Genomic DNA, 18,837 nt, shown 5'->3' with positions numbered 1-18,837 from the left:
ACCCCGACCATGACGCGCGTCGTCGCCCGCCCCGACAAGCTGGACCTGGACTCGCCCGGCCGCCGCGACTACTGGGTCGCGCTGGAGCACGACAGCATCTGGGGCGACCACCTGATCCCGCTGACCGTCTGGGTCGGCCCGGAGGCCGCCGAGGGCCGCGGCCTGGTCGCCTTCGGCTCCAACCACGGCAACGAGTACGAGGGGCCCGTCGCCCTGAAGCACCTGATGCGTCAGATCCGCACCGAGGACGTGCGCGGGCGGATCCTTTTCATCCCGGTGCTCAACCCCTCGGCCTTCCGGTCGGGGACGCGCGAGAGCCGGCCCGACGACGGCGTGAACCTGAACCGGGCGTTCGTCGAGGGGGCGGGGACGACGCCCGCCCTGGCGGGGATCACCCACCGGATCGCGGCGTTCGTGCGGGCGTTCATCTGGCCCCGCGTGCACACCGTGATCGACCTCCACGCCGGCGGCGACGTCGCCCGCTTCGCGCTCTGCGCCAACTACCACCGCGTCGACGACCCGGAGCTCGCCCGTGAGATCGAGCAGACGGCCCGCTGGTTCGGCACGCCCTGCCTGATGGTCTACCAGAACCAGACGCCCGGCCTGCTGCCGAGCGAGGCCGAGCGGCTCGGCAAGATCACCGTCGGCACCGAGCTGGGCTGGGGGCGGGCCGTGAACGTCGACGGCGTGCGCTACGGCAAGCACGGCGTCCTCGCCGCGGCGATCCGCCAGGGCCAGCTCCGGGGCGAGATCGAGCCGATCGACCACCACCGCGACGGCACCCAGAAGGTGGTGGAGATGGTCGACCGCGAGTGCTTCACGGTCGCCCCGTTCGACGGCCATTACGAGCCGCTGGTGGAGTGCGGGACCGTCGTCCGTCGCGGCCAGGCGGTGGGCCTGCTGCACGACTTCGACCACATCGACATGGAGCCCTGGCCGGCCGTCGCCGGGGTGGACGGCGTGGTGCTCGCGCAGGCCTGGGCCGCGCCGGTGCCGCGCGGCCAGCACATCGTCGTGGTCGCCCGCGTCGCCTCCTGACCCGCATCGCATCGGATCGAAGAACGCCCCTCTCCCCCCCGAGCCCGACACCGACCCGAAGGACCGAACGGACCCGCATATGAAGATCACCGAGATCGTCTGCCAGATCCTCCGCATCAAGAACGTGGAGGCCAAGACGGCCAGCAGCCAGGATTCCGTGCTCGTGCGGGTCCGGACCGACGAGGGGATCGAGGGGGTCGGCGAGGCCGACTCCTCGCCCGAGATGGTCAAGGCGGTCATCGACGCCCCGTTCAGCCACAACGTCGCCACCGGCCTTCGCCAGCTCCTGATCGGCGAGAACCCGCTGGAGACCGACCGGATCTGGCAGAAGATGTACCGCCGCACCATGTACTGCGGCCGCAGCTCCACGACCATCACGGCGATGTCCGCCATCGACATGGCCCTGTGGGACATCAAGGGCAAGAAGTACGGCGAGCCGATCCACCGGCTGCTGGGCGGCAAGCGGCACGACCGCTTCCGCGCCTACGCCTCGATCCTCTTCGGCAAGGACGGCAGGCAGACGGCCGACATCGGCAAGCGCTGGATCGACGCCGGCTACACGGCCGTGAAGTTCGGCTGGGAGCCGATGGGCCAGAGCGAGGCCGTCGACCGCGACCTGGTCGTCGGCGCCCGCAAGGGGCTCGGGGACGACGCCGAGCTGCTCATCGACGCCGGCTGCGTCTGGGACGCCCGCACGGCGCTCGACCGGGCCAAGGCGTTCGAGCAGCAGCGGATCGGCTGGCTGGAGGAGCCGCTCCACCCGGACGACTACGAGGGCTACCGCTGGCTCCGCGACCGCTCCCCGGTGCCGATCGCGTCGGGCGAGGAGGAGTGCGGCCGGCAGTCGTTCCGCCCCTACATTGACGGCCGCTGCCTGGACGTCTACCAGGTCGACCTCTCGCGCAACGGCTTCACCGACAGCGCCTACATCCGCCAGCGGGTCGAGGAGATCGGGGCGCGGCTCTGCAACCACTGCTACACCAGCCCGGTGACCGTGGCGGCGAGCCTGCACTGGCTCTCCACCTGCCGCGACGCCTTCCTGTTCGAGGACTGCGTGGAGGACTCGCCGCTGCGGCACGAGCTGACCCACGAGAAGATCCAGGCCGTCGACGGCTGGATCACCGTCCCCGACCGCCCCGGCCTGGGCGTGACCATCGACGAGGACTTCGTCCGCTCCACCCTCGTGAGCGAGTCCAAGTGACGGCGGCGGCGACCGCCCCCCCGACTCGGCTGCTGCGCGACCACGGCCGGGTGCTGGCGTTCGTCTGCACCCTGTCGATGATCACGTACCTGGACCGGGCCTGCTTCAGCATGGCGCTCCGGCCCATCGCCGGCGAGCTGGGCCTGGCGGACGCCTCGCAGCTCAAGTGGGCGATCACGGCCTTCGCGATCGCCTACGCGGCCTTCGAAATCCCCGCCGGCGCGATGGGAGACCGCTACGGCGCCAAGCTGATGCTGACCCGGATCGTGATCTGGTGGTCGGCCTGCACGGCCCTGACCGGGCTCATCGGCCTGCGGGTCGGCGGCGCGGTGATGGGGGGCGTCGGCGCCTTGATCGTCCTGCGCTTCCTGTTCGGCGCCGGCGAGGCCGGCGCGTACCCGAACATCACCCGGGCCCTGCACGACCGGCTGCCGGCCCGGAGCTGGGAGACGGCGCAGGGGCTGGTGTTCATGTCCGGCAGGCTGGCGGGGGGGCTGACCCCCTTCCTCTGGGCGGTCCTCGTGGGCGGGACCGCGACGTCGGCCCCCTGGATCACCTGGCGCGGGGCCTTCCTGCTCTTCGGGGCGATCGGCGTCGCCTGGGCGGTCGCCTTCCGGCTCGGCTTCCCCGACCGGCCGGCCGAGGCCGCTCGCCGCGACAAGCACGAGGACGAGGCCCGGCCGTCCCCCCACGCGGCCGTCCCCTGGAAGGCCCTGGCGACGAACCGGACGCTCTGGGCCCTCTGCGTCATGTACCTGTCGGTCAACTACGCCTGGGCGTTCAACCTCAGCTACCTGCCGACCTACGTCGAGGAGCGGTTCGGGATCGGGGCCGACGACCGGATCGGCGCGATCTACAAGGGGGCCCCCCTCTGGGTGGGGGCCGCCGGCTGCCTGCTCGGGGGGCCGGCGGTCAACGGCCTGGCCCGGCTGCTGGGCGACCGCCGGCGCGCCCGGCGGGCCCTGGGGGTCTCGGCCCTCTCGCTCGGCGCGGCGTGCTGGTGGGGGGCGTTGGGGGCGACGAACGTCCACGCCTACTGCATCCTGACGTCGCTCGCCGCGTTCACCATCGACCTGACGCTGGGCGCCTGCTGGGCTTCGTGCCAGGACCTGGGGAGGGGGCACGCCGCGACCACGGCCGCCTGCATGAACACGGTGGGGACGCTGGGCAACGCCCTGGCCGGCTGGCTGACGGGGACCCTGGTAGAAGGCTCGATCGCCGCCAAGGCCGCCGCGCTGGACGTCGCCCCCGCCGCGCTCGCCGAGGCCGACAAGCGGATCGCCGCGATCGCCGGCTACGAGTCGGCCTTCGCGACCTACGTCGCCGCCTTCGTCCTGGCCGCCGCCTGCTGGCTCCTCATCGACCCCAGCCGCCCTCTGGTCCCGGACGGCCGGGAATCGGGATCGGCGAGCCCGACAGACTGACGGGGCGCGGCTCCGCCGGACTTCCTCCGATTGAAGCCCCATGCCGAGCGTTCAGGCCCAGTCCTGGAAATCGCCGACCCGGAGTCGGACAGGTCACCTTGCCGCGAGGGCCGGAGCGGCCCGGCCATCAACCCGACTTCGCGTCGTTCGCGGCGCGCCCCGGACGCATCGCCGCCCATTCCAGCAAGGCGTCGAGCGCCGGGCACATCGCCTCGCCCCAATCGGTCAGCCCGTATTCGACCCTCGGCGGCACCTGGGGATAGACCGTCCGGCTGACGACGCCGTCGCGTTCGAGCTCGCGCAGCTGCTGGATCAGCATCTTCTGCGAGACGCCGGGGATGGACTTCTCCAGCTCCGAGAAACGCAGGACGCCCCGCGCGAAGAGGTGGAAGATGATGACCATCTTCCAGCGGCCCTCCAGCATGCGGAACGCGCCCTCGACGCCGCTCGCCGCCCTCTGCGGCGTGACGTCCTCTTGCTTACCTGTGGGTGAGTACCCCACTTTTTTGTCAGTTCTTGCCATGGTTTCAGTGTGGCGAATAATGCCTCCCACGGCAACCTAACGGGGAGGTGGAGATGGGACGAGAACGCGAACTGGAAGGGCTTCGGGCCCTCGTTACCGGCGGCACGAAGGGGATCGGCGAGGCGGTGGCGGCGCGGCTTCGCGAGGAGGGGGCGAAGGTCCTCGTCGCGGCCCGGGAGCGGCCGGCGAAGTTCCAGGACGGCGACCTGTTCGTGGCGGCGGATCTTGCCATGCCCGAGGGCTGCGCGACGGTCGCCGCCGCGGTCCACGACCGGCTCGGCGGCGCCGACATCGTCGTCCACGTGGCCGGAGGCTCCTCGGCGCCCGCCGGCGGCCACGCGGTGCTCGACGACGGAGAATGGCGGCGCGCGCTCGATCTCAACCTGCTCTCGGCGGTCCGCCTGGATCGGGCGCTCCTCCCGTCGATGGTCGCCCGGGGCTCGGGCGTGATCGTCCACATCACTTCGATCCAGCGGCAGTTGCCGCTGCCCGAGGCCACCCTCGCCTACGCGGCGGCCAAGGCCGCGCTCTCGAACTACAGCAAGGGTCTCTCCAAGGAGGTCGGCCCGAAGGGCGTTCGCGTGGTCCGGGTCTCACCGGGCTGGGTCGAGACGACCGCCGCCGCCGGCCTGGTCGAGGAACTGGCGGAGAAGATGGGGACCGACCTCGACGGGGCCCGGGGGGCGTTGATGGCCTCGCTGGGCGGGATCCCGATCGGTCGCCCGGCGCGGCCCGCTGAGGTGGCGGATCTCGTCGCCTTCCTCGTCTCGCCGCGGGCGGCTTCCATCACCGGCGTGGAGTACGTCATCGACGGCGGGACGGTGCCGACCGCGTGAATCCGAACGGGCGACGCGAGGTCGGCCCGATTCGTCGGGCCGTCCTCGGCAGGGCTCGCCCCTCATCCGGCCTCAAGTCTCGGCCGAATCTCCCCCATCGAGGAAATCCAGACCATGAGCCACGTCGAACGTGCCGGCGATCGCGATCATGCCCGGCGGGGCCGCGAGAACCAGGAGCGACTGACCGCCGGCCTGAAGCCCGCCTACGACTTCATCGTCTGCGGCGCCGGATCATCCGGCTCCGTCGTCGCCGGACGCCTCGCGGAAAACACCGATGTGCAGGTGCTGCTGATCGAGGCGGGGGGCGGCGACGAGGCCGAGGCCGTGCTGGATCCGGCCCAATGGCCTTCCAATCTCGGCAGCGCGCGCGACTGGGGGTTCCGGGCCGAGCCGAACCCACACCTGAACGGCCGGGCCCTGGCGATGTCCATGGGCAAGGGCCTGGGCGGCGGTTCCAGCATCAATGTCATGGTGTGGTCTCGCGGGCATCGGAGCGATTGGGACGACTTCGCTTCGGAGGCGGGCGACCCGGCCTGGTCCTACGAGCGGGTGCTCGACATCTATCGCCGCATCGAGAACTGGCAGGGGCCGCCCGATCCCGACTACCGCGGGAACTCCGGTCCCGTCTGGGTCCAGCCGGCGCCGGACCCCAGCCCGATCGCCCGGGCCATGCTCGAGGCCGCCGGCGAGCTGGGCATCCCGACCTTCGAGAGTCCGAACGGCCGCATGATGGAGGGCCCGGGCGGCGCCGCCGTCTCCGACCTGCTGATCCGCGACGGCAGGCGGCATTCCCTCTATCGCGCCTACGTCCACCCCTGGCTGGACCGGCCCAACCTCACGGTCCTGACCGATACTCTCGTGCGGCGCGTCGTGCTCGACGACCGTCGCGCGGTCGGCGTCGAGGTGGCTCGCGGCGGGCGGGTCCTGACCATCGGCGCGCGGGCGGAAATCGTGCTCTCGCTCGGGGCGATCCACACGCCCAAGGTGCTGATGCACTCGGGCCTCGGCGATCGGGAGGAGCTCGGCCGTCACTCGATCCCCGTCGTGCGCCATCTGCCGGGCGTGGGACGCAATCTGCAGGATCACGCCTCGTTCGGCTGCATCTGGGAGTACCTCGAGCCCATGGCCCCGCGCAACGGCGGCAGCGAGGCCACGCTCTACTGGAAGAGCCGTCCGGACCTGGACGCGCCCGACCTGCTGTTCTGCCAGCTCGAATTCCCGGCGCCGAGCGAGCGGACGGCGACGCGCGGCGTGCCGACGCACGGGTGGAGCATGTTCGCCGGCCTCGCGCGGCCCGCCAGCCGCGGCCGACTTCGACTGAAGGGCGCGGACCCCCTGGCGCCCGTCGTCATCGACGCGAACATGATGTCGGACCCCGCCGACATGACCACGGCCAGGGCCTGCGTCCAGCTGTGCCGCGAGCTGGGCAACGCGTACGCGTTCCGGCCGTTCGTGCGACGCGAGGCCATCCCGGGCGAACTCTCCGACGAGGAGCTGGATCGCTTCATCCGCGACGCCGCCGTCACGTACTGGCACCAGAGCTGCACCGCCAAGATGGGGCGGGATGCGATGTCCGTGGTCGATTCCGCGCTCAGGGTCCATGGGATCGAGCGCCTGCGCATCGCCGACGCCTCGATCATGCCCCGGGTGACCACCGGCAACACGCAGGGCCCCTGCGCCATCATCGGCGAGCGTGCGGCCGAGATGATCAAGGCGGACCACGCCTTGTAACCGCAACTCGCCGACCCCGACGGCGGTCCAGGGGGATTGAACTCGTGAAGCCTCGCTCCGGTTGCGTGTGAGATCCGCAGATGTAGACGGCTCGATGGGGATTTCAGCGGGCGTCCCCAGCCGAGCCCCCTCTTCAACGACGCCCGGAGGCGCCACGACGCATCGGCCCTGTCCGGCCGGCCCAGCGGCCGTCCCATGGCGGACGTCGGCCACGCGGGGCCGCCCGCCGGCGTGTACGGGGAGGAAGGGCTCGATCCGACGCCATCGCTCGTCGGCGACGTCGCTCGGGCGGGTGCGGATTCTCATCCGCCTGCCACGCCGCTCGATGCCGTCCCGGTCCACTTATGGGACGGTCGAGTAGTACCGAAGGTGGGACTTGAACCCACACCCCCTTGCGGGGAACGGATTTTGAGTCCGTCGCGTCTGCCATTCCGCCACTTCGGCCCGGTAACGAACAGCATGCTGAGGAAGCCGGCGACTGTCAACCCCCAGGCCGTGAGCGGGCGGGGGAGGGCGTCGGCTCACTCGACCAGGTGGTAGGTGACGTTGACGGGCCCATTATACGCGGGAAGGGTGATCATCGCGTTGTTCGACAGGTTCAGCTTGTTGACGATCAGCTGCGTGCCGTAGGTGTTGCTCGACCCGCCGGCGAAGTTCGCCGTCGCGCCGGGGGCGTAGATCACCCCGCCGATCTTGTTGTTGGTCCCGTTGGCGACCGAGATCGTACGCGGCGTGTAGTCGCCGGTCACGGGGCTCTTGTCCGACCTCTGGAAGATCGAGACGCCCTGGTAGGGGCCGCTCTTGGGGGGATTCAGCGTGATCCCGTCGCCCCCCTGGATGTTCACGTTGCCGTTGTCCAGGTAGATCATCACCCCGTCGCCGGTCGCGCGGACGCCGTTGACGATGGAGAAGTCGCCGTTGCGGATGTAGTAGACGCCCGGATTCATCGTGTACTTCATCCCGCCCGCGTTCAGGTTCAGGCCGTTCTCGTAGACGCCGGGATAGATGGGGAAGGGGTTCACGGGGTTCCACCCCGAGGGGCTCTGACGCGTCGTCAGGCCCGCGTCGGTCGGCCGGGCGAGGCTCGCCTGGGGGTCCGTGATGGCGGCGGGGTCGCTCCAGGTCTGGGTCGAAGTGCCCGAGGCGATGACGCCGCTGCTGTAGACGTCCAGGCCGCCGCCCACCCGGAGGACCGGGGCCTTGATGTAGCCCGTGTTGTTGACCGTGGCGGCCTTCAGGTGGTTCGACTTGACCTGGACCTCGCCGGGCGCCGTGAGCCGGGCGCCGCCGACGATCGAGAGGCTCGCCTGGTCTTTCGTATTGAGGAGGACCACCGAGGGGGGTGCCGTGGGCTTGGCGTACGAGACCGAACTCGCGGCGACGTCGACGTCCCCTCCTTCCCAGATGGCGCTGAAGAGGCGGGGCTGGTGCGAGACGATGAGGACCTGGAAGGCCCCGGCCTTGCCCGCGTAACGGCTGGGCGACGGCGGCGACTGCACGGTCACCGTGGCGTCCGCGCCGCTCGAATAGCCGTTGGCGGCGGCGTAGTCCAGTGCGGCGGCGGTCGCGGCGGCCTGGGGAGACTGGCCGTCGGCCGCGACGACCGCCGCCTGGTAGGCGCAGACGGCCGCGAAAGACGCCGCGTCGGCGGCCGACTGCGCGCGTCGACGTTCGGCCATGAGCAGGCCGGCGTCCAGCACCAGGGCCAGGACGCCGACCAGGGGGATCATGCTGACCGCCGCCACGACGGCGACGGCGCCCCTCCGTAGTTCGTCGCGATCTCGGATTCCCTCGCGGATCATGGCTCGCCCCCCTCCGCGGCCGGGCCGTCGCCCGTCAGTAGGTGACCGGAGCGGTCGCGGTGCTGCTGAACGTCACGGCCGGCAGGTAGGCCTCCGGCACCCGGATTTAATGCAGGGTCACGGTCGCCCCGGCCGAGTCCATCGCCAGGCCGCCCGTCGGTGCGGCCGGGTCCATCCCGACCAGCTTGCCGCGGCTCTCCTGCCGGCGACGCGGTTACGAGGGGGTCTGCCGCAGCCGGACCGTCCCGGACGACAAGGGGCGAGTCGGGTACCACCGGATAGCTGAACAGGGGGCGGACGGCATAGCTCACCAGAACCTCGACGTAAGGGGATCCGGCGGAGTCGGAGCCGAAGGGAAGCGGCCGACTGTCAACTCCCAGGCTTCAATGAGACAGCGGCGGGGCCGTGGGGTCACTCGACCAGATAACAGGAGACGCTGGCCCCTTCCGGCCAACCGGGCAGATTGAGTACGGCGTTGTTGGAGAGGTTCAGCGTGTTCACGATCAATTGTTTCCCGGCGGCGGACGTGTTGTTCGACCCCCCGGCGAAGCTCGCCGCGGCGCCAGGTGCGTAGATCACTCCGCCGATGACGTTGTCGGTCCCATTCGCGACGTTGAGGACGCGCGGGGTATACATCTCGGTGATCGGATTCTTGTCGGCGCGCTGGAAGATCGAGACGTCCTTGTACGTACCGCTCGTGGGGGGCTGCAGGTTCACGCCGTCGCCCCCCTCGATCTTGACGTTGCCGTCCTCGACGAAGATCACGACCCCCTTGCCGGTCAGGTGAACGTTATTGCCGACTTGAAGATCGCCGCCTCTGACGAAGTAGAGGCCCGGGTTCATGGTATAGACCACTCCGCCCTGGCCAGTCGTCATTTTGAGACCGCTCGTGTACAGGCCCGGGTCGAGCGTCACGGTCTTTTCGGGGCGATCGACGGCGGGCGGCGGGCGCGGAGTCAGGCCGGCCGAACTGGGCAGGGGGAGATCCTTCCAGGGGTCCTTCAAGGTGGTCGGGTCCGCCCCGGTCCGGATCGCGGCGGGATCCACGTCGAGAGTCGCTCCCGCGTGGTGATAGCCTCCAGCGATCTGCAGGCCGGTGGCCTTGACGTAGGAGTTGTTGGTGAGCGAGCCGGCGAGTGCATGGTTCGACTTCACATGGATCTCGCCCGCGGTCGTAAGGCTGGCGCCGCCGTCGGTCGTGAGGCTCCCCTGGGCGTTGGGGTTGAGGACGATGATCGAGGGGGGGGCCGTGGGCTTGGCGTAAGAGACCGAACTCGCGGCGACGTCGATATCATCACTTCCCCAGATGGCGCTGAAGAGGCGGGGCTGGCTCGAGACGATGAGCACCTGGAAGGCCCCGGCCTTGCCCGCGTACCGGCTGGGCGCGACCGGCGAGCGCACGGTCACCGTGACGTTCGCGCCGCTCGAATAGCCGTTGGCGGCGGCGTAGTCCTGGGCGGCGGCGGTCGCGGCGGCCTGCGACGATTGGCCGTCGTCCGCGTCGATCGCCGACTTGTAGGCGCAGACGGCCGCGAAAGACGCCGCGTCGGCGGCCGACTGCGCGCGTCGACGTTCGGCCATGAGCAGGCCGGCGTCCAGCACCAGGGCCAGGACGCCGACCAGGGGGATCATGCTGACCGCCGCCACGACGGCGACGGCGCCCCTCCGGGCGTCGGTTCGGTCGCGAGTCAACGGTCGCCTCCCTTCGCGGCCGGGCCGCCGCTCAATACGTGATCGGCGCGGTCGCAGTGCTGGTGAACGTGATCGCCGGGAAGTAGGCCTCCGGCACCCACTGATATTGGAGCGTCACGGTCGCCGACGTCGTCGACATCGTGAGGCTGCCGGTCAGCGCGTTCGAGTCCATGCCGACCAGCTTGCCCCGAGCGTAGGTGAGCACGTCGGCCGTCGTCGGAGCCGCCTGATTGGTCTCCGCCCGGTAGGCCGGCCCCCGCACCGACGCCCAACGCGCCGACTCGCAGGCCACGTAGGTGACCTGGTGGTAGCGGAAGATCCCCAGTCCCATCACGATCGTGCCCAGGATCAGCATGAGGAACACCGGGTAGACGATGGCCGCTTCCACGAGCACCACGCCCCGTCGGAGCCGACCCCGGCCTTGACGGTCTCGCCTGATCATCGTCTTCAATCTCCCGAAATGCGGTCACGAGGGGGTCCGCCTCATCCGGACCGTCCGAACGATCGAAATGGTCTCGGGGACCCCGGGGTAGTTGAACAGGGGATGGATGACGTAGCTCGCCTCCACCTCGACATAGGGGGTGCCGGCGGCGTCCGAGCCCGAACGGACCACGATCTCCGGGGGCGTCTCCAGGCGCGCCGCCCGCTCCAGCGCGGCGGCCTCGATGGTCGCGGTCGGCAGGGGCGTCGAAGCAGGGGCGAGCATCCCCCGCAGCGCGCCGACGTGCACGCACTCGGAGACCGTCATCGCGTCGGCGAAGGCCCGGCAGAAGTCGATGGCGGCCACGCAGATGAAGCACATCATCGGCAGCAAGAGCGCCAGCTCGACCGCCGCGGCTCCACGGGGCTTCCGCTTCCTCGTACTCACGCGAACCATGATGAGACTCCCGGCCCGAGGGCCATGAGGAACGAGGGCCCGTCGCGACCCCCTGAAGGCAAGAGTAGGTCGCGATCGCCGTCGGGGGGCGGTGTGGCGGGGGTACAACGGATCGTGCGCGCACGCGGGAGATCCATTGAGTGCACGGAGAGCACGCCCGGAGATCACGGGCCGGCCGATGAATCGGATTTCACTTCGATCCGCCGAATCTTTGACACGGGGGCGTTCGTGACCTTGATTACCTGTGTAGGCCGGCACGAAACGCCGACCGCCGACGGAGGAGACGGAAACGAGCGAGTCGGATCGACGATTCAAGGGATTCTCACAAGTCCTTCGCCGCCCGCCTCGCTCCATCAGGGGCTTCAACTCGAACGCCCCGACCGCCGGACCCAGCCCGCCGTGATGAACCCGGACGACCGGCCGAGGATGCCGGCGTCTCCAGTCTTCCCCATCCAGAACCGCCCCAAGGAGAGATCCCGATGCGTAGCTTCATGAACCGCCTCGTTTCCGAAGAAGACGGCGCCACGATGGTCGAGTACGCCCTGATGGTCGCCCTGATCGCCGTCGCCGCGATCGTCGCCGTGACCGCCCTTTCAGCCGGCCTCAGCGCGAAGTTCGGCGAGGTCACGACCGCACTGTAACGGCCTCGCGACCGCAGCGCCCCGGTTCGCCCATCGACGTCTCCGCCACAGAGCGGGCCCCCCCCCCGAGGACGGGCCCGCCTACTTTTCTTAAAGGGGGGGCGTTCTGCTCCGAGACAGCCCGATGAAACCTATCCCGCCCGGGTCCGCTCTTTCAGGAGGGACGACTACGAGACTTCTCCTGAAAAACCTGGTTTGCGACGTCGAGGCCGCGACCATGGTCGAGTACGCACTTCTAGTCGGCGTGATCGCCGGCGTGGCGATCGTGGCCGCATCCGGGGTTGGTCCCATCGTCGCATTGAAATTTGAGCTGGTGGTCGCCGGCTTCGAGGGCGCCCCCTGAACGAACCGGACTGCCTCGAAATCGATGAGAAGGAAGGGAGCGACGGACCCGTGGACCGCGTGCAGGTGCTGTTCCTGTCGGCGGCGGCGGTCGCGACCGTGATCGCCGCCGCGACCGACCTCTGGAAGTTCAAGGTTTACAACGCCCTGACGTTCCCCGTCCTCCTGGCCGGGCTGGCCGCTTCGGCCTGGTTCAACGGGTGGGGCGGGTTGGCGACGAGCGGTCTCGGGGCCCTGACCGGCTTCGGATTGCTGGTCGCCTTCTTCGTCATGGGGGGCGTGGGCGCGGGGGACGTGAAGCTGCTGACGGCCCTCGGCGCCTGGCTCGGCCCCGCGCTGACGGTCCAGGTCTTCCTCGCCTCGGCGATCGCCGCGGGGGTCTACTCGCTCGCGCTGACGTACCTGAGCGGCGGCCTGGCTGCGACGGCCGTCGACCTGTTGTTCCTGATCCAACGCATGCGGCGCGGCGAGATCATCGCGTCGGGGGCCCCTTCGATCCGACAGGAGGCCGCCCGGCCCGACCGCCGTCGCCGGCTCGTGCCTTTCGCCGCCATGACCTGCCTGGGCTTCTTCGTGACGATCGCCTGGCGGGGCGTCGAGCTCGTCGAATTCCGCACCCCATCCGAGCCGCGACCGGCCCTCGCGACTGCCTCGACGGACGCCGTCTCGTTCCATGAAGGGGGCACGCCGTGAGGATGCAGACCCTGGCCGTCGTGCTGGTGGCCCTGGGGTGCGGCCTGGCCGCCGTTCTGGGGGTCCGGCAAGCCCTGAAGAAGCCGGCGCCCGTCGCTGAGGCGACCGTGCCGGCGGTCGTCGCCAAGGCCAGCCTCCGTCGTGACCAGATGCTCGACGCATCGATGGTCGCGGTGCGCGACGTCCCCAAGGACCAGGCCCCCGCCGCCGGGTTCGCCTCCATCGAGGAGGCGGTCGGGCGGACGGTTTCCATCCCGATGCTGAAAGGCGAGTTCGTCGTCGAGCCCAAGCTCCTGCCCAAGGGGAGCAGGCCCGGCATGGCGGGGATGATCAAGCCCGGGATGCGGGCCTTCACGATTTTGACCCCCACCTTCTCGTCTAGCCTCGCCGGCTTCCTCCAACCGGGCAACCGGGTGGACGTCCTGCTGACGTCGAGCTCCAACGGCTCCCAGTCGGCCGACCAGTCGACGAGCTTCACGGTCCTGCAGAACCTCGAATTGCTGGCCGTGCATACGATGGTCGATGCGACGACGGCCGAGAAGCCGGCGAACCCGACGGATTCCCGGTCGGTCACCCTCCTGGTGACGCCGAGGCAGGCGTCGATCCTGGACCTGGCCCAAAACAAGGGGACGCTCCACCTCGCGCTCCGCAATCCCACGGACGAGACGGACGCCGAGGGCTCGACGGCCACGCTGGCGGACCTCGGCCTGGATCGATCGGCGCCGCCGGCGCCTGCCGCCAAGGAAGACCGTTCGAAGATGGCGTCGATGGTCACGCCCGGGATGCGGGCCCTGACGATCTTGACGCCCTCGTTCTCGGCGAGCCTGGCCGGCCTGCTCCATCCGGGGGATCGGGTGGACGTCTTGCTCACCATGACTCCCACGGGCGCCGGCAAGGACATCGAGTCGACCACCACCACCCTGATGCAGAACGTCGAACTGCTGGCCGCCCACGTCAACACCAAGGTCGACCCGCCGGACGATCTCGATGCGGTCGTCGCGCCGAAGGGCAAGGCCGGCGACCTCGCCACGTGTCCGTCGGTCACCTTGCTGGTGACGCCGAGGCAGGCGTCGATCCTGGACCTGGCCCAGAGCAAGGGGACGCTCCACCTCGCGCTCCGCAACGCCGACGACGTGTCGGACGAAGGGGACTCCACGGCGACCGTCGCCGACCTCCTCCCGCAGCAGCAACCGTCGATCGCCCCCGCCGCCGAGCCGACGCCGGTGGTGCTCTCGATCCGGACCCTGCGCGGGACACTTTCCGGCCGCGACGAGATCACCGTGCTCAAGCGTGCCCGGCCGTCCGGGCGGGGCGTGTCGGCCCTGGCCTCGCCCGCCCCCCCTCGACAGGCGCGATGAATGCGGCGAGCCCGCCGGCCTCGGTTTCAGGGAATGCCGCCTTTCACGTAAGGGATTAGTCATGCCTTGCTTCATCGTGGCCGACGACGAGTCGATCGCCAACCGCATCCGCGCCGTGCTGGGCTTCCACAAGCGGGACTGCCCGAAGGCCAACGTCCTGCCGAGCGATCAGGCCTCGGCCCGGCTGAGCCGCGAGCAGGGGGTCCAGCTGGTGGTCGCGGCGCTCCCCCCGGACCCCGCGGCGGCCCTGGAGCTCTCGACCCGGCTCGCCCCCCACTGCGGCGGCGCGCTGCTGGTCGTGGGCCCGACGACCGACGTTCGGCTCGTCGTGCAGGCGCTGCGGGGCGGCGCTCGCGACTACCTGGACAAGGCCGACCTGGAGATCGAGCTGGCCGCCGCGCTCAAGCGTATGGACTCGTCGGCCCACAACGGGGCGTCGCGTGCGAAGGTGATCGCGATCCTGGCGCCGAGCGGCGGATCCGGGGCCAGCACGATCGCCGCCAATCTCGCCGCGGCGCTGGCGGCGGAGCACGGCTCGGCCGCGATGTTCGACCTGAAGCTGGAGGCCGGCGACCTCGCCGCGCTGCTGGACCTGAAGCCCACCTACACTCTGGCCGACCTCTGCAAGACGGCCGCGCCGTTCGACGGCGTGATGCTGGAGCGCTCGTTCGCCAGGCACGATTCGGGCGTCCACCTGCTGGCCGCGCCCCGGCGGCTGGCCGACGCCGGCCTGGTCCGCCCCGAGGGGGTCGCCCGGGCGCTCGACCTGTCCCGCTCGATCTTCCCGGTCGTCGTGGCGGACGTGGACCACACGTATCGCGACGAGCAGCTCGCCGCGCTTCGCGAGGCCGACCTCCTGCTGATCACCTTCCGCCTGGACTTCAATTCGCTGCGCAACGTCCACCGGTCGCTCGAACACCTGACGCGGCTGGGCGTGGCCGGCGACCGGATCCGCCTGGCGGTCAACCGCGCCGGGCAGCCCGGCGAGGTCCCGCGCGCGAAGGCCGAGGAGGCCCTGGGGGGCGCGATCGCGTTCAGCGTCCCGGACGACCCGAAAACGGTCGCGCGGGCCAACAACAACGGGGTCCCGTTCGTGATCGAGGCCCCGACCTCCAAGGTCGCCCGGAGTCTGGTGCAGATCGCCCGCGCACTGTCTCCGGCGCAGGCCGAGGCCGCCCCGGCCAAGGCTCCCGGATGGCTCGCCCGGCGGAAGCGGGGTGCGGCGGCGGCGGTGTGAGCCGGCCGTCGCGGCGTCGTCGCGGAATGCGCCCTAGAGTTGGAGTAGAAGCGGGCCCCGCCCGGGCCCCCCGACGTCCGGCGGGGCCGGGGCGGGCAGCCGCCCTGAAGGGAATCACCCCATGAGCACGAGCCACGACCAGATGACGGATCGTCGCGCCGCCGCGCCCCCCTCGGCCGAGGAGCGGCATCGTCGCATCAAGAAGGAGCTGCATCAGAAGCTGATCTCGGACATGGACCTCTCCGCCATCGGCTCGCTGAGCGAGGCCGAGATCCGCGACGAGATCCGCCGCGGCGCCGAGCAGCTCTGCCTGCGGCACGACGACCTGCTGAGCCTCACGCAGCGCGAGCAGCTGGTCGAGGAGGTGCTGGACGAGACCTTCGGCATTGGCCCGCTGGAAGGGCTGATGCGCGACCCGTCCGTCTCCGACATCCTGGTCAACGGGCCGAAGGTCGTCTACGTGGAGCGCCGGGGCCGGCTGGAGCGCACCGACGTCGCCTTCAACGACGAGAAGCACCTCCAGGAGATCGTCCGGCGGATCGTCGGCCGGGTCGGCCGGCGGATCGACGAGACCTCGCCGCTGTGCGACGCCCGGCTCCCGGACGGCTCGCGCGTCAACGCGGTGATCCCCCCCCTGGCGCTCGACGGCAGCATCCTGTCGATCCGCCGCGCCGGAAAGACGCCGCTCCTGGCCCACGACCTCGTCGAGAAGCGGGCGATCGCGCAGGAGATGGTGGACTTCCTCTCCGCCTGCATCCGGGGGCGGGTGAACATGGTGATCTCGGGGGGGACCGGCTCGGGCAAGACGACGCTCCTGAACGCGCTCTCGGCGTTCATCCCCGAGGACGAACGGGTGGTGACCATCGAAGACGCGGCCGAGCTGCGGATGCAGCAGCCGCACGTCGTCCGGATGGAGACCCGGCCGCCGAACATCGAGGGGGAGGGGGCCATCACCACCCGCGACCTCGTGAAGAACTCCTTGCGGATGCGGCCCGAGCGGATCGTCGTCGGCGAGTGCCGCGGCTCCGAGACGCTCGACATGCTCCAGGCCATGAACACCGGCCACGACGGCTCCATGACCACGATCCACGCCAACGACACGCGCGACGCGATCGGCCGCATGGAGATGATGGTCGGCATGGCGGGGTTCGACCTCCCCATCTGGATCATCCGCCGTCAGATCGCCTCGGCGGTCCATCTCATCGTCCAGGCGTCGCGGCTCTCCGGGGGCGTGCGGCGGATCATGAAGATCTCGGAGATCGTCGGCATGGAGGGCGACGTGGTGAGCATGCAGGACATCTTCGTCTTCAAGCAGACGGGGGTGGACGAGACGCGGGCCGCCCAGGGCTACCACTACTGCACGGGGGTCCGGCCCAAGTGCCTGGAGCGCCTGGAGGAGGGGGGCATGGTCCTGCCGCCCGACATGTTCGAGAGCCGGATCTTGACGGCGGGGCCGCGGCAAGAGCGGGTGCCTGAGGCCGAGGGCGGCGACAAGCTCTGGGGGATGTTCGGCCGGGGCCGAGGGGAGGGGGCGTCGTGAACGACACGATCGTCCTGGGGCTGGCGGCGGCGGCGGCCGTCGCGTTCGTGGCGGCGGTTTATCAGGTCGCCTCGGACCTGTTCCTGCGCGACCGGACGCGGGTGAACGACCGGGTCGACGTGGAGTTCCTCAAGAGGAAGGCGGCGGCCGCCAAGGCCAAGAAGGCGTCGCTGTTCAAGAACCTGGACCAGATGGACGCCGCCGTACGCGCCGGCGAGGGCTCGCCCACGCTGGCCCAGTCCTTCGAGTCGATGGTGGAGCAGTCCGGCCTGGACGTGACGCCGGGCCGGCTGCTGTCGATCGCGGGGGGGGCCTCGGGGGTCCTCGGTCTCCTCGTCTTCGTCGTCCGGGGCCGGCCCCTGGAGGCGGGGCTGGCCGCGGCCCTGGGATTCGTCGCGCCGCTGTTCTACGTCAAGAAGGTTCGAGACGCCCGCATCGAGCGGCTCCGCTCGCAGCTCCCGGAAGCCTTCGAACTGATGGCGCGGGTGGTCCGCGCCGGCCAGAGCCTGGCGCAGGCGGTCCTCAGCGTGGCCCAGGAGTTCCCCCAGCCGATCTCGGCGGAGTTCGCCTTTTGCTACGAGCAGCAGAACCTCGGGCTCTCGCCGGAGGTGACCTTCCGCGAACTGAATCGGCGGACGGGGATCGTCGAGTTGAAGATCTTCGTCCTGGCGGTCCTGGTGCAGCAGCAGACCGGCGGCAACCTCGCCGAGATGCTCCTCAAGCTGGCCGCGGTGGTCCGCGACCGCTACCGGATCCGGGGGGAGATCCAGTCCCTCACCGCCGAGAGCCGGATGCAGGGCTGGACCCTGGCGGCCATGCCGCCGATCATGCTGCTCGTCATGCTGGTGTTGAACTACAGCTACGCGATCATGCTGTTCGACCACTCCGAGATCCTCACGATGACCTGCATCATGGAGGTGGTCGGGATGCTCTGGATCCGTAAGATCGTGAACTTCGACTTCTGAGCCCGACCGGGACGAGGCACTCATGGATCAGGAAGCATGGATCTTGTTCGTCGTCTTCGGGGCGACCGTAGGCCTGGCGACGCTCGCCGGCCTGGTCCTCTCGTCGCGCGGGCGGAAGTTGAACGACCGGCTCGACGAGCTGGCGGGCAAGGTCGACAGGTCGGAGAAGCCCGAGTCCGTCGCCAAGCTGGCGCGGGCCGCCCTGCCGAAGCTGGGCAAGGTGATCGCGCCCGAGAACGAGGTCGAGCGCAACCGCCTCTCCACGCGGCTCGTCCAGGCGGGGCTCTACCAGCGCCAGGCGATCCACGTCTTCCTGGGCGTCAAGCTGTCGCTGATGCTGCTGGCCTTCGCGGTCGGCGGCGGCCTGAGCTTGACCGGCGCCGCTCCGCCGGCCTACGCGGCCGCCGCCGCCCTAGCCGTTTTCGTCGCCGCCATGTTCGGCCCGGGCCTCTGGCTGAACCGGCGGCGGAGCAAGCGCCAAATCCAGCTCCGCCGGGCCATGCCCGACGCGCTCGACGTGCTCGTCATCTGCCTGGAAGGGGGCCTGAGCTTCCAGAGCGCGCTCAAGCGGGTGGCCGACGAGATCGTCTCGGCCCACCCGCTGCTGGGATTCGAGCTGCGGATCGCCGACCGCGAGATCCACCTCGGCCGCTCCCCTGGCGAGGCGCTGCTGCACTTCGCCCAGCGCACCGACCTGGACGAGGCGCTGGCGCTCTCTACGGTCATCGGTCAGTCGGAGCGATTCGGCGCCAGCCTGGTCAAGAGCCTGAAAACCCACTCCGAGACGATCCGCGGACGCCGCAAGCAGCAGGCCGAGGAGCTGGCCCAGAAGGCCTCCACCAAGATCCTCTTCCCCACCCTGTTCTGCATCTTCCCGGCGATCTTCGTCATCCTGCTGGCGCCGGCCGTCTTCCAGATCATGTCGACGATGGGTGAC

At 70.2% G+C, this 18,837-nt stretch carries 18 protein-coding genes and 1 tRNA gene; 13 read left to right on the top strand and 6 right to left on the bottom strand.

Annotated elements, in window-relative coordinates; genetic code table 11:
* Window positions 1-9: 9 nt before the first annotated feature.
* The 3 genes from G6O68_RS22915 (at window position 10) to G6O68_RS22905 (ending at window position 3,663) form a co-directional block, all read left to right on the top strand.
* Entirely contained in the window at window positions 10-1,038 is a 1,029-nt protein-coding gene (locus G6O68_RS22915; RefSeq protein WP_165250984.1) for a succinylglutamate desuccinylase/aspartoacylase domain-containing protein, read from the top strand.
* Between the two features lie 79 nt (window positions 1,039-1,117).
* Window positions 1,118-2,239 (top strand): mandelate racemase/muconate lactonizing enzyme family protein, encoded by a 1,122-nt coding sequence (locus tag G6O68_RS22910; protein ID WP_165250983.1) that lies wholly within the window; start codon window positions 1,118-1,120, stop codon window positions 2,237-2,239.
* Window positions 2,236-3,663 carry an MFS transporter gene (locus G6O68_RS22905; RefSeq protein ID WP_240911467.1) on the top strand — a complete coding sequence of 476 codons (1,428 nt, stop codon included), beginning with the start codon at window positions 2,236-2,238 and terminating at the stop codon, window positions 3,661-3,663. The genes G6O68_RS22910 and G6O68_RS22905 overlap by 4 nt, the downstream gene beginning before the upstream one ends.
* Window positions 3,664-3,790: 127 nt before the next feature.
* Here G6O68_RS22905 and G6O68_RS22900 read toward each other — a convergent pair whose 3' ends face one another.
* The gene (locus G6O68_RS22900) at window positions 3,791-4,186 is read right to left on the bottom strand and encodes a winged helix-turn-helix transcriptional regulator (RefSeq protein ID WP_165250982.1); all 396 of its coding nucleotides are present in this window, start codon (window positions 4,184-4,186) and stop codon (window positions 3,791-3,793) included.
* Between the two features lie 53 nt (window positions 4,187-4,239).
* On the opposite strand from G6O68_RS22900, the gene G6O68_RS22895 reads away from it, so the two are divergent.
* Window positions 4,240-5,022: an SDR family oxidoreductase gene (locus tag G6O68_RS22895; RefSeq protein ID WP_165250981.1), complete on the top strand. Its 783-nt coding sequence runs from the start codon at window positions 4,240-4,242 to the stop codon at window positions 5,020-5,022.
* A 114-nt stretch (window positions 5,023-5,136) separates the two neighbouring features.
* Complete coding sequence (locus G6O68_RS22890) at window positions 5,137-6,753, top strand: GMC family oxidoreductase (RefSeq protein WP_165250980.1); 1,617 nt, start codon at window positions 5,137-5,139, stop codon at window positions 6,751-6,753.
* Window positions 6,754-7,114: 361 nt separating this feature from the next.
* Here G6O68_RS22890 and G6O68_RS22885 read toward each other — a convergent pair.
* The 5 genes from G6O68_RS22885 to G6O68_RS22865 form a co-directional block, all read right to left on the bottom strand.
* Window positions 7,115-7,197: transfer RNA gene (locus G6O68_RS22885), tRNA-Leu, on the bottom strand.
* A 77-nt stretch (window positions 7,198-7,274) separates the two neighbouring features.
* Window positions 7,275-8,555, bottom strand: coding sequence for a pilus assembly protein TadG-related protein (locus G6O68_RS22880; protein ID WP_165250979.1), 1,281 nt, complete (start codon window positions 8,553-8,555; stop codon window positions 7,275-7,277).
* 411 nt (window positions 8,556-8,966) lie between these two features.
* On the bottom strand, window positions 8,967-10,247 hold the full coding sequence (locus G6O68_RS22875; protein ID WP_165250978.1) for a pilus assembly protein TadG-related protein: 1,281 nt from the start codon (window positions 10,245-10,247) through the stop codon (window positions 8,967-8,969).
* A gap of 31 nt (window positions 10,248-10,278) precedes the next feature.
* On the bottom strand, window positions 10,279-10,689 hold the full coding sequence (locus tag G6O68_RS22870) for a TadE family protein (protein WP_165250977.1): 411 nt from the start codon (window positions 10,687-10,689) through the stop codon (window positions 10,279-10,281).
* A 24-nt stretch (window positions 10,690-10,713) separates the two neighbouring features.
* The gene (locus G6O68_RS22865) at window positions 10,714-11,124 is read right to left on the bottom strand and encodes a TadE/TadG family type IV pilus assembly protein (protein WP_165250976.1); all 411 of its coding nucleotides are present in this window, start codon (window positions 11,122-11,124) and stop codon (window positions 10,714-10,716) included.
* 479 nt (window positions 11,125-11,603) lie between these two features.
* Here G6O68_RS22865 and G6O68_RS22860 point away from each other — a divergent pair, with 479 nt between their 5' ends.
* The 8 genes from G6O68_RS22860 to G6O68_RS22825 form a co-directional block, all read left to right on the top strand.
* The gene (locus G6O68_RS22860; protein WP_165250975.1) at window positions 11,604-11,765 is read left to right on the top strand and encodes a Flp family type IVb pilin; all 162 of its coding nucleotides are present in this window, start codon (window positions 11,604-11,606) and stop codon (window positions 11,763-11,765) included.
* A gap of 217 nt (window positions 11,766-11,982) precedes the next feature.
* Complete coding sequence (locus G6O68_RS33365) at window positions 11,983-12,108, top strand: hypothetical protein (RefSeq protein ID WP_261345611.1); 126 nt, start codon at window positions 11,983-11,985, stop codon at window positions 12,106-12,108.
* Window positions 12,109-12,158: 50 nt separating this feature from the next.
* Complete coding sequence (locus tag G6O68_RS22850) at window positions 12,159-12,800, top strand: A24 family peptidase (protein ID WP_165250973.1); 642 nt, start codon at window positions 12,159-12,161, stop codon at window positions 12,798-12,800.
* Between the two features lie 2 nt (window positions 12,801-12,802).
* Complete coding sequence (gene cpaB, locus G6O68_RS22845; RefSeq protein WP_240911473.1) at window positions 12,803-14,158, top strand: Flp pilus assembly protein CpaB; 1,356 nt, start codon at window positions 12,803-12,805, stop codon at window positions 14,156-14,158.
* Window positions 14,159-14,219: 61 nt separating this feature from the next.
* Complete coding sequence (locus G6O68_RS22840) at window positions 14,220-15,395, top strand: AAA family ATPase (RefSeq protein WP_165250971.1); 1,176 nt, start codon at window positions 14,220-14,222, stop codon at window positions 15,393-15,395.
* A gap of 121 nt (window positions 15,396-15,516) precedes the next feature.
* Window positions 15,517-16,935: a CpaF family protein gene (locus G6O68_RS22835; RefSeq protein WP_240911463.1), complete on the top strand. Its 1,419-nt coding sequence runs from the start codon at window positions 15,517-15,519 to the stop codon at window positions 16,933-16,935.
* Entirely contained in the window at window positions 16,932-17,900 is a 969-nt protein-coding gene (locus G6O68_RS22830) for a type II secretion system F family protein (RefSeq protein ID WP_165250970.1), read from the top strand. Before G6O68_RS22835 ends, G6O68_RS22830 begins: the two co-directional genes overlap by 4 nt.
* Before the next feature lie 22 nt (window positions 17,901-17,922).
* On the top strand, window positions 17,923-18,837 hold a 915-nt coding region (locus G6O68_RS22825), incomplete at its 3' end, for a type II secretion system F family protein (protein ID WP_165250969.1).

It is taken from the genome of Paludisphaera soli (assembly GCF_011064595.1).
Lineage (GTDB): Bacteria > Planctomycetota > Planctomycetia > Isosphaerales > Isosphaeraceae > Paludisphaera > Paludisphaera soli.
The sequence above is the reverse complement of the archived record's forward strand: the minus strand, read 5'-3'. Positions and strand labels throughout refer to the sequence as shown.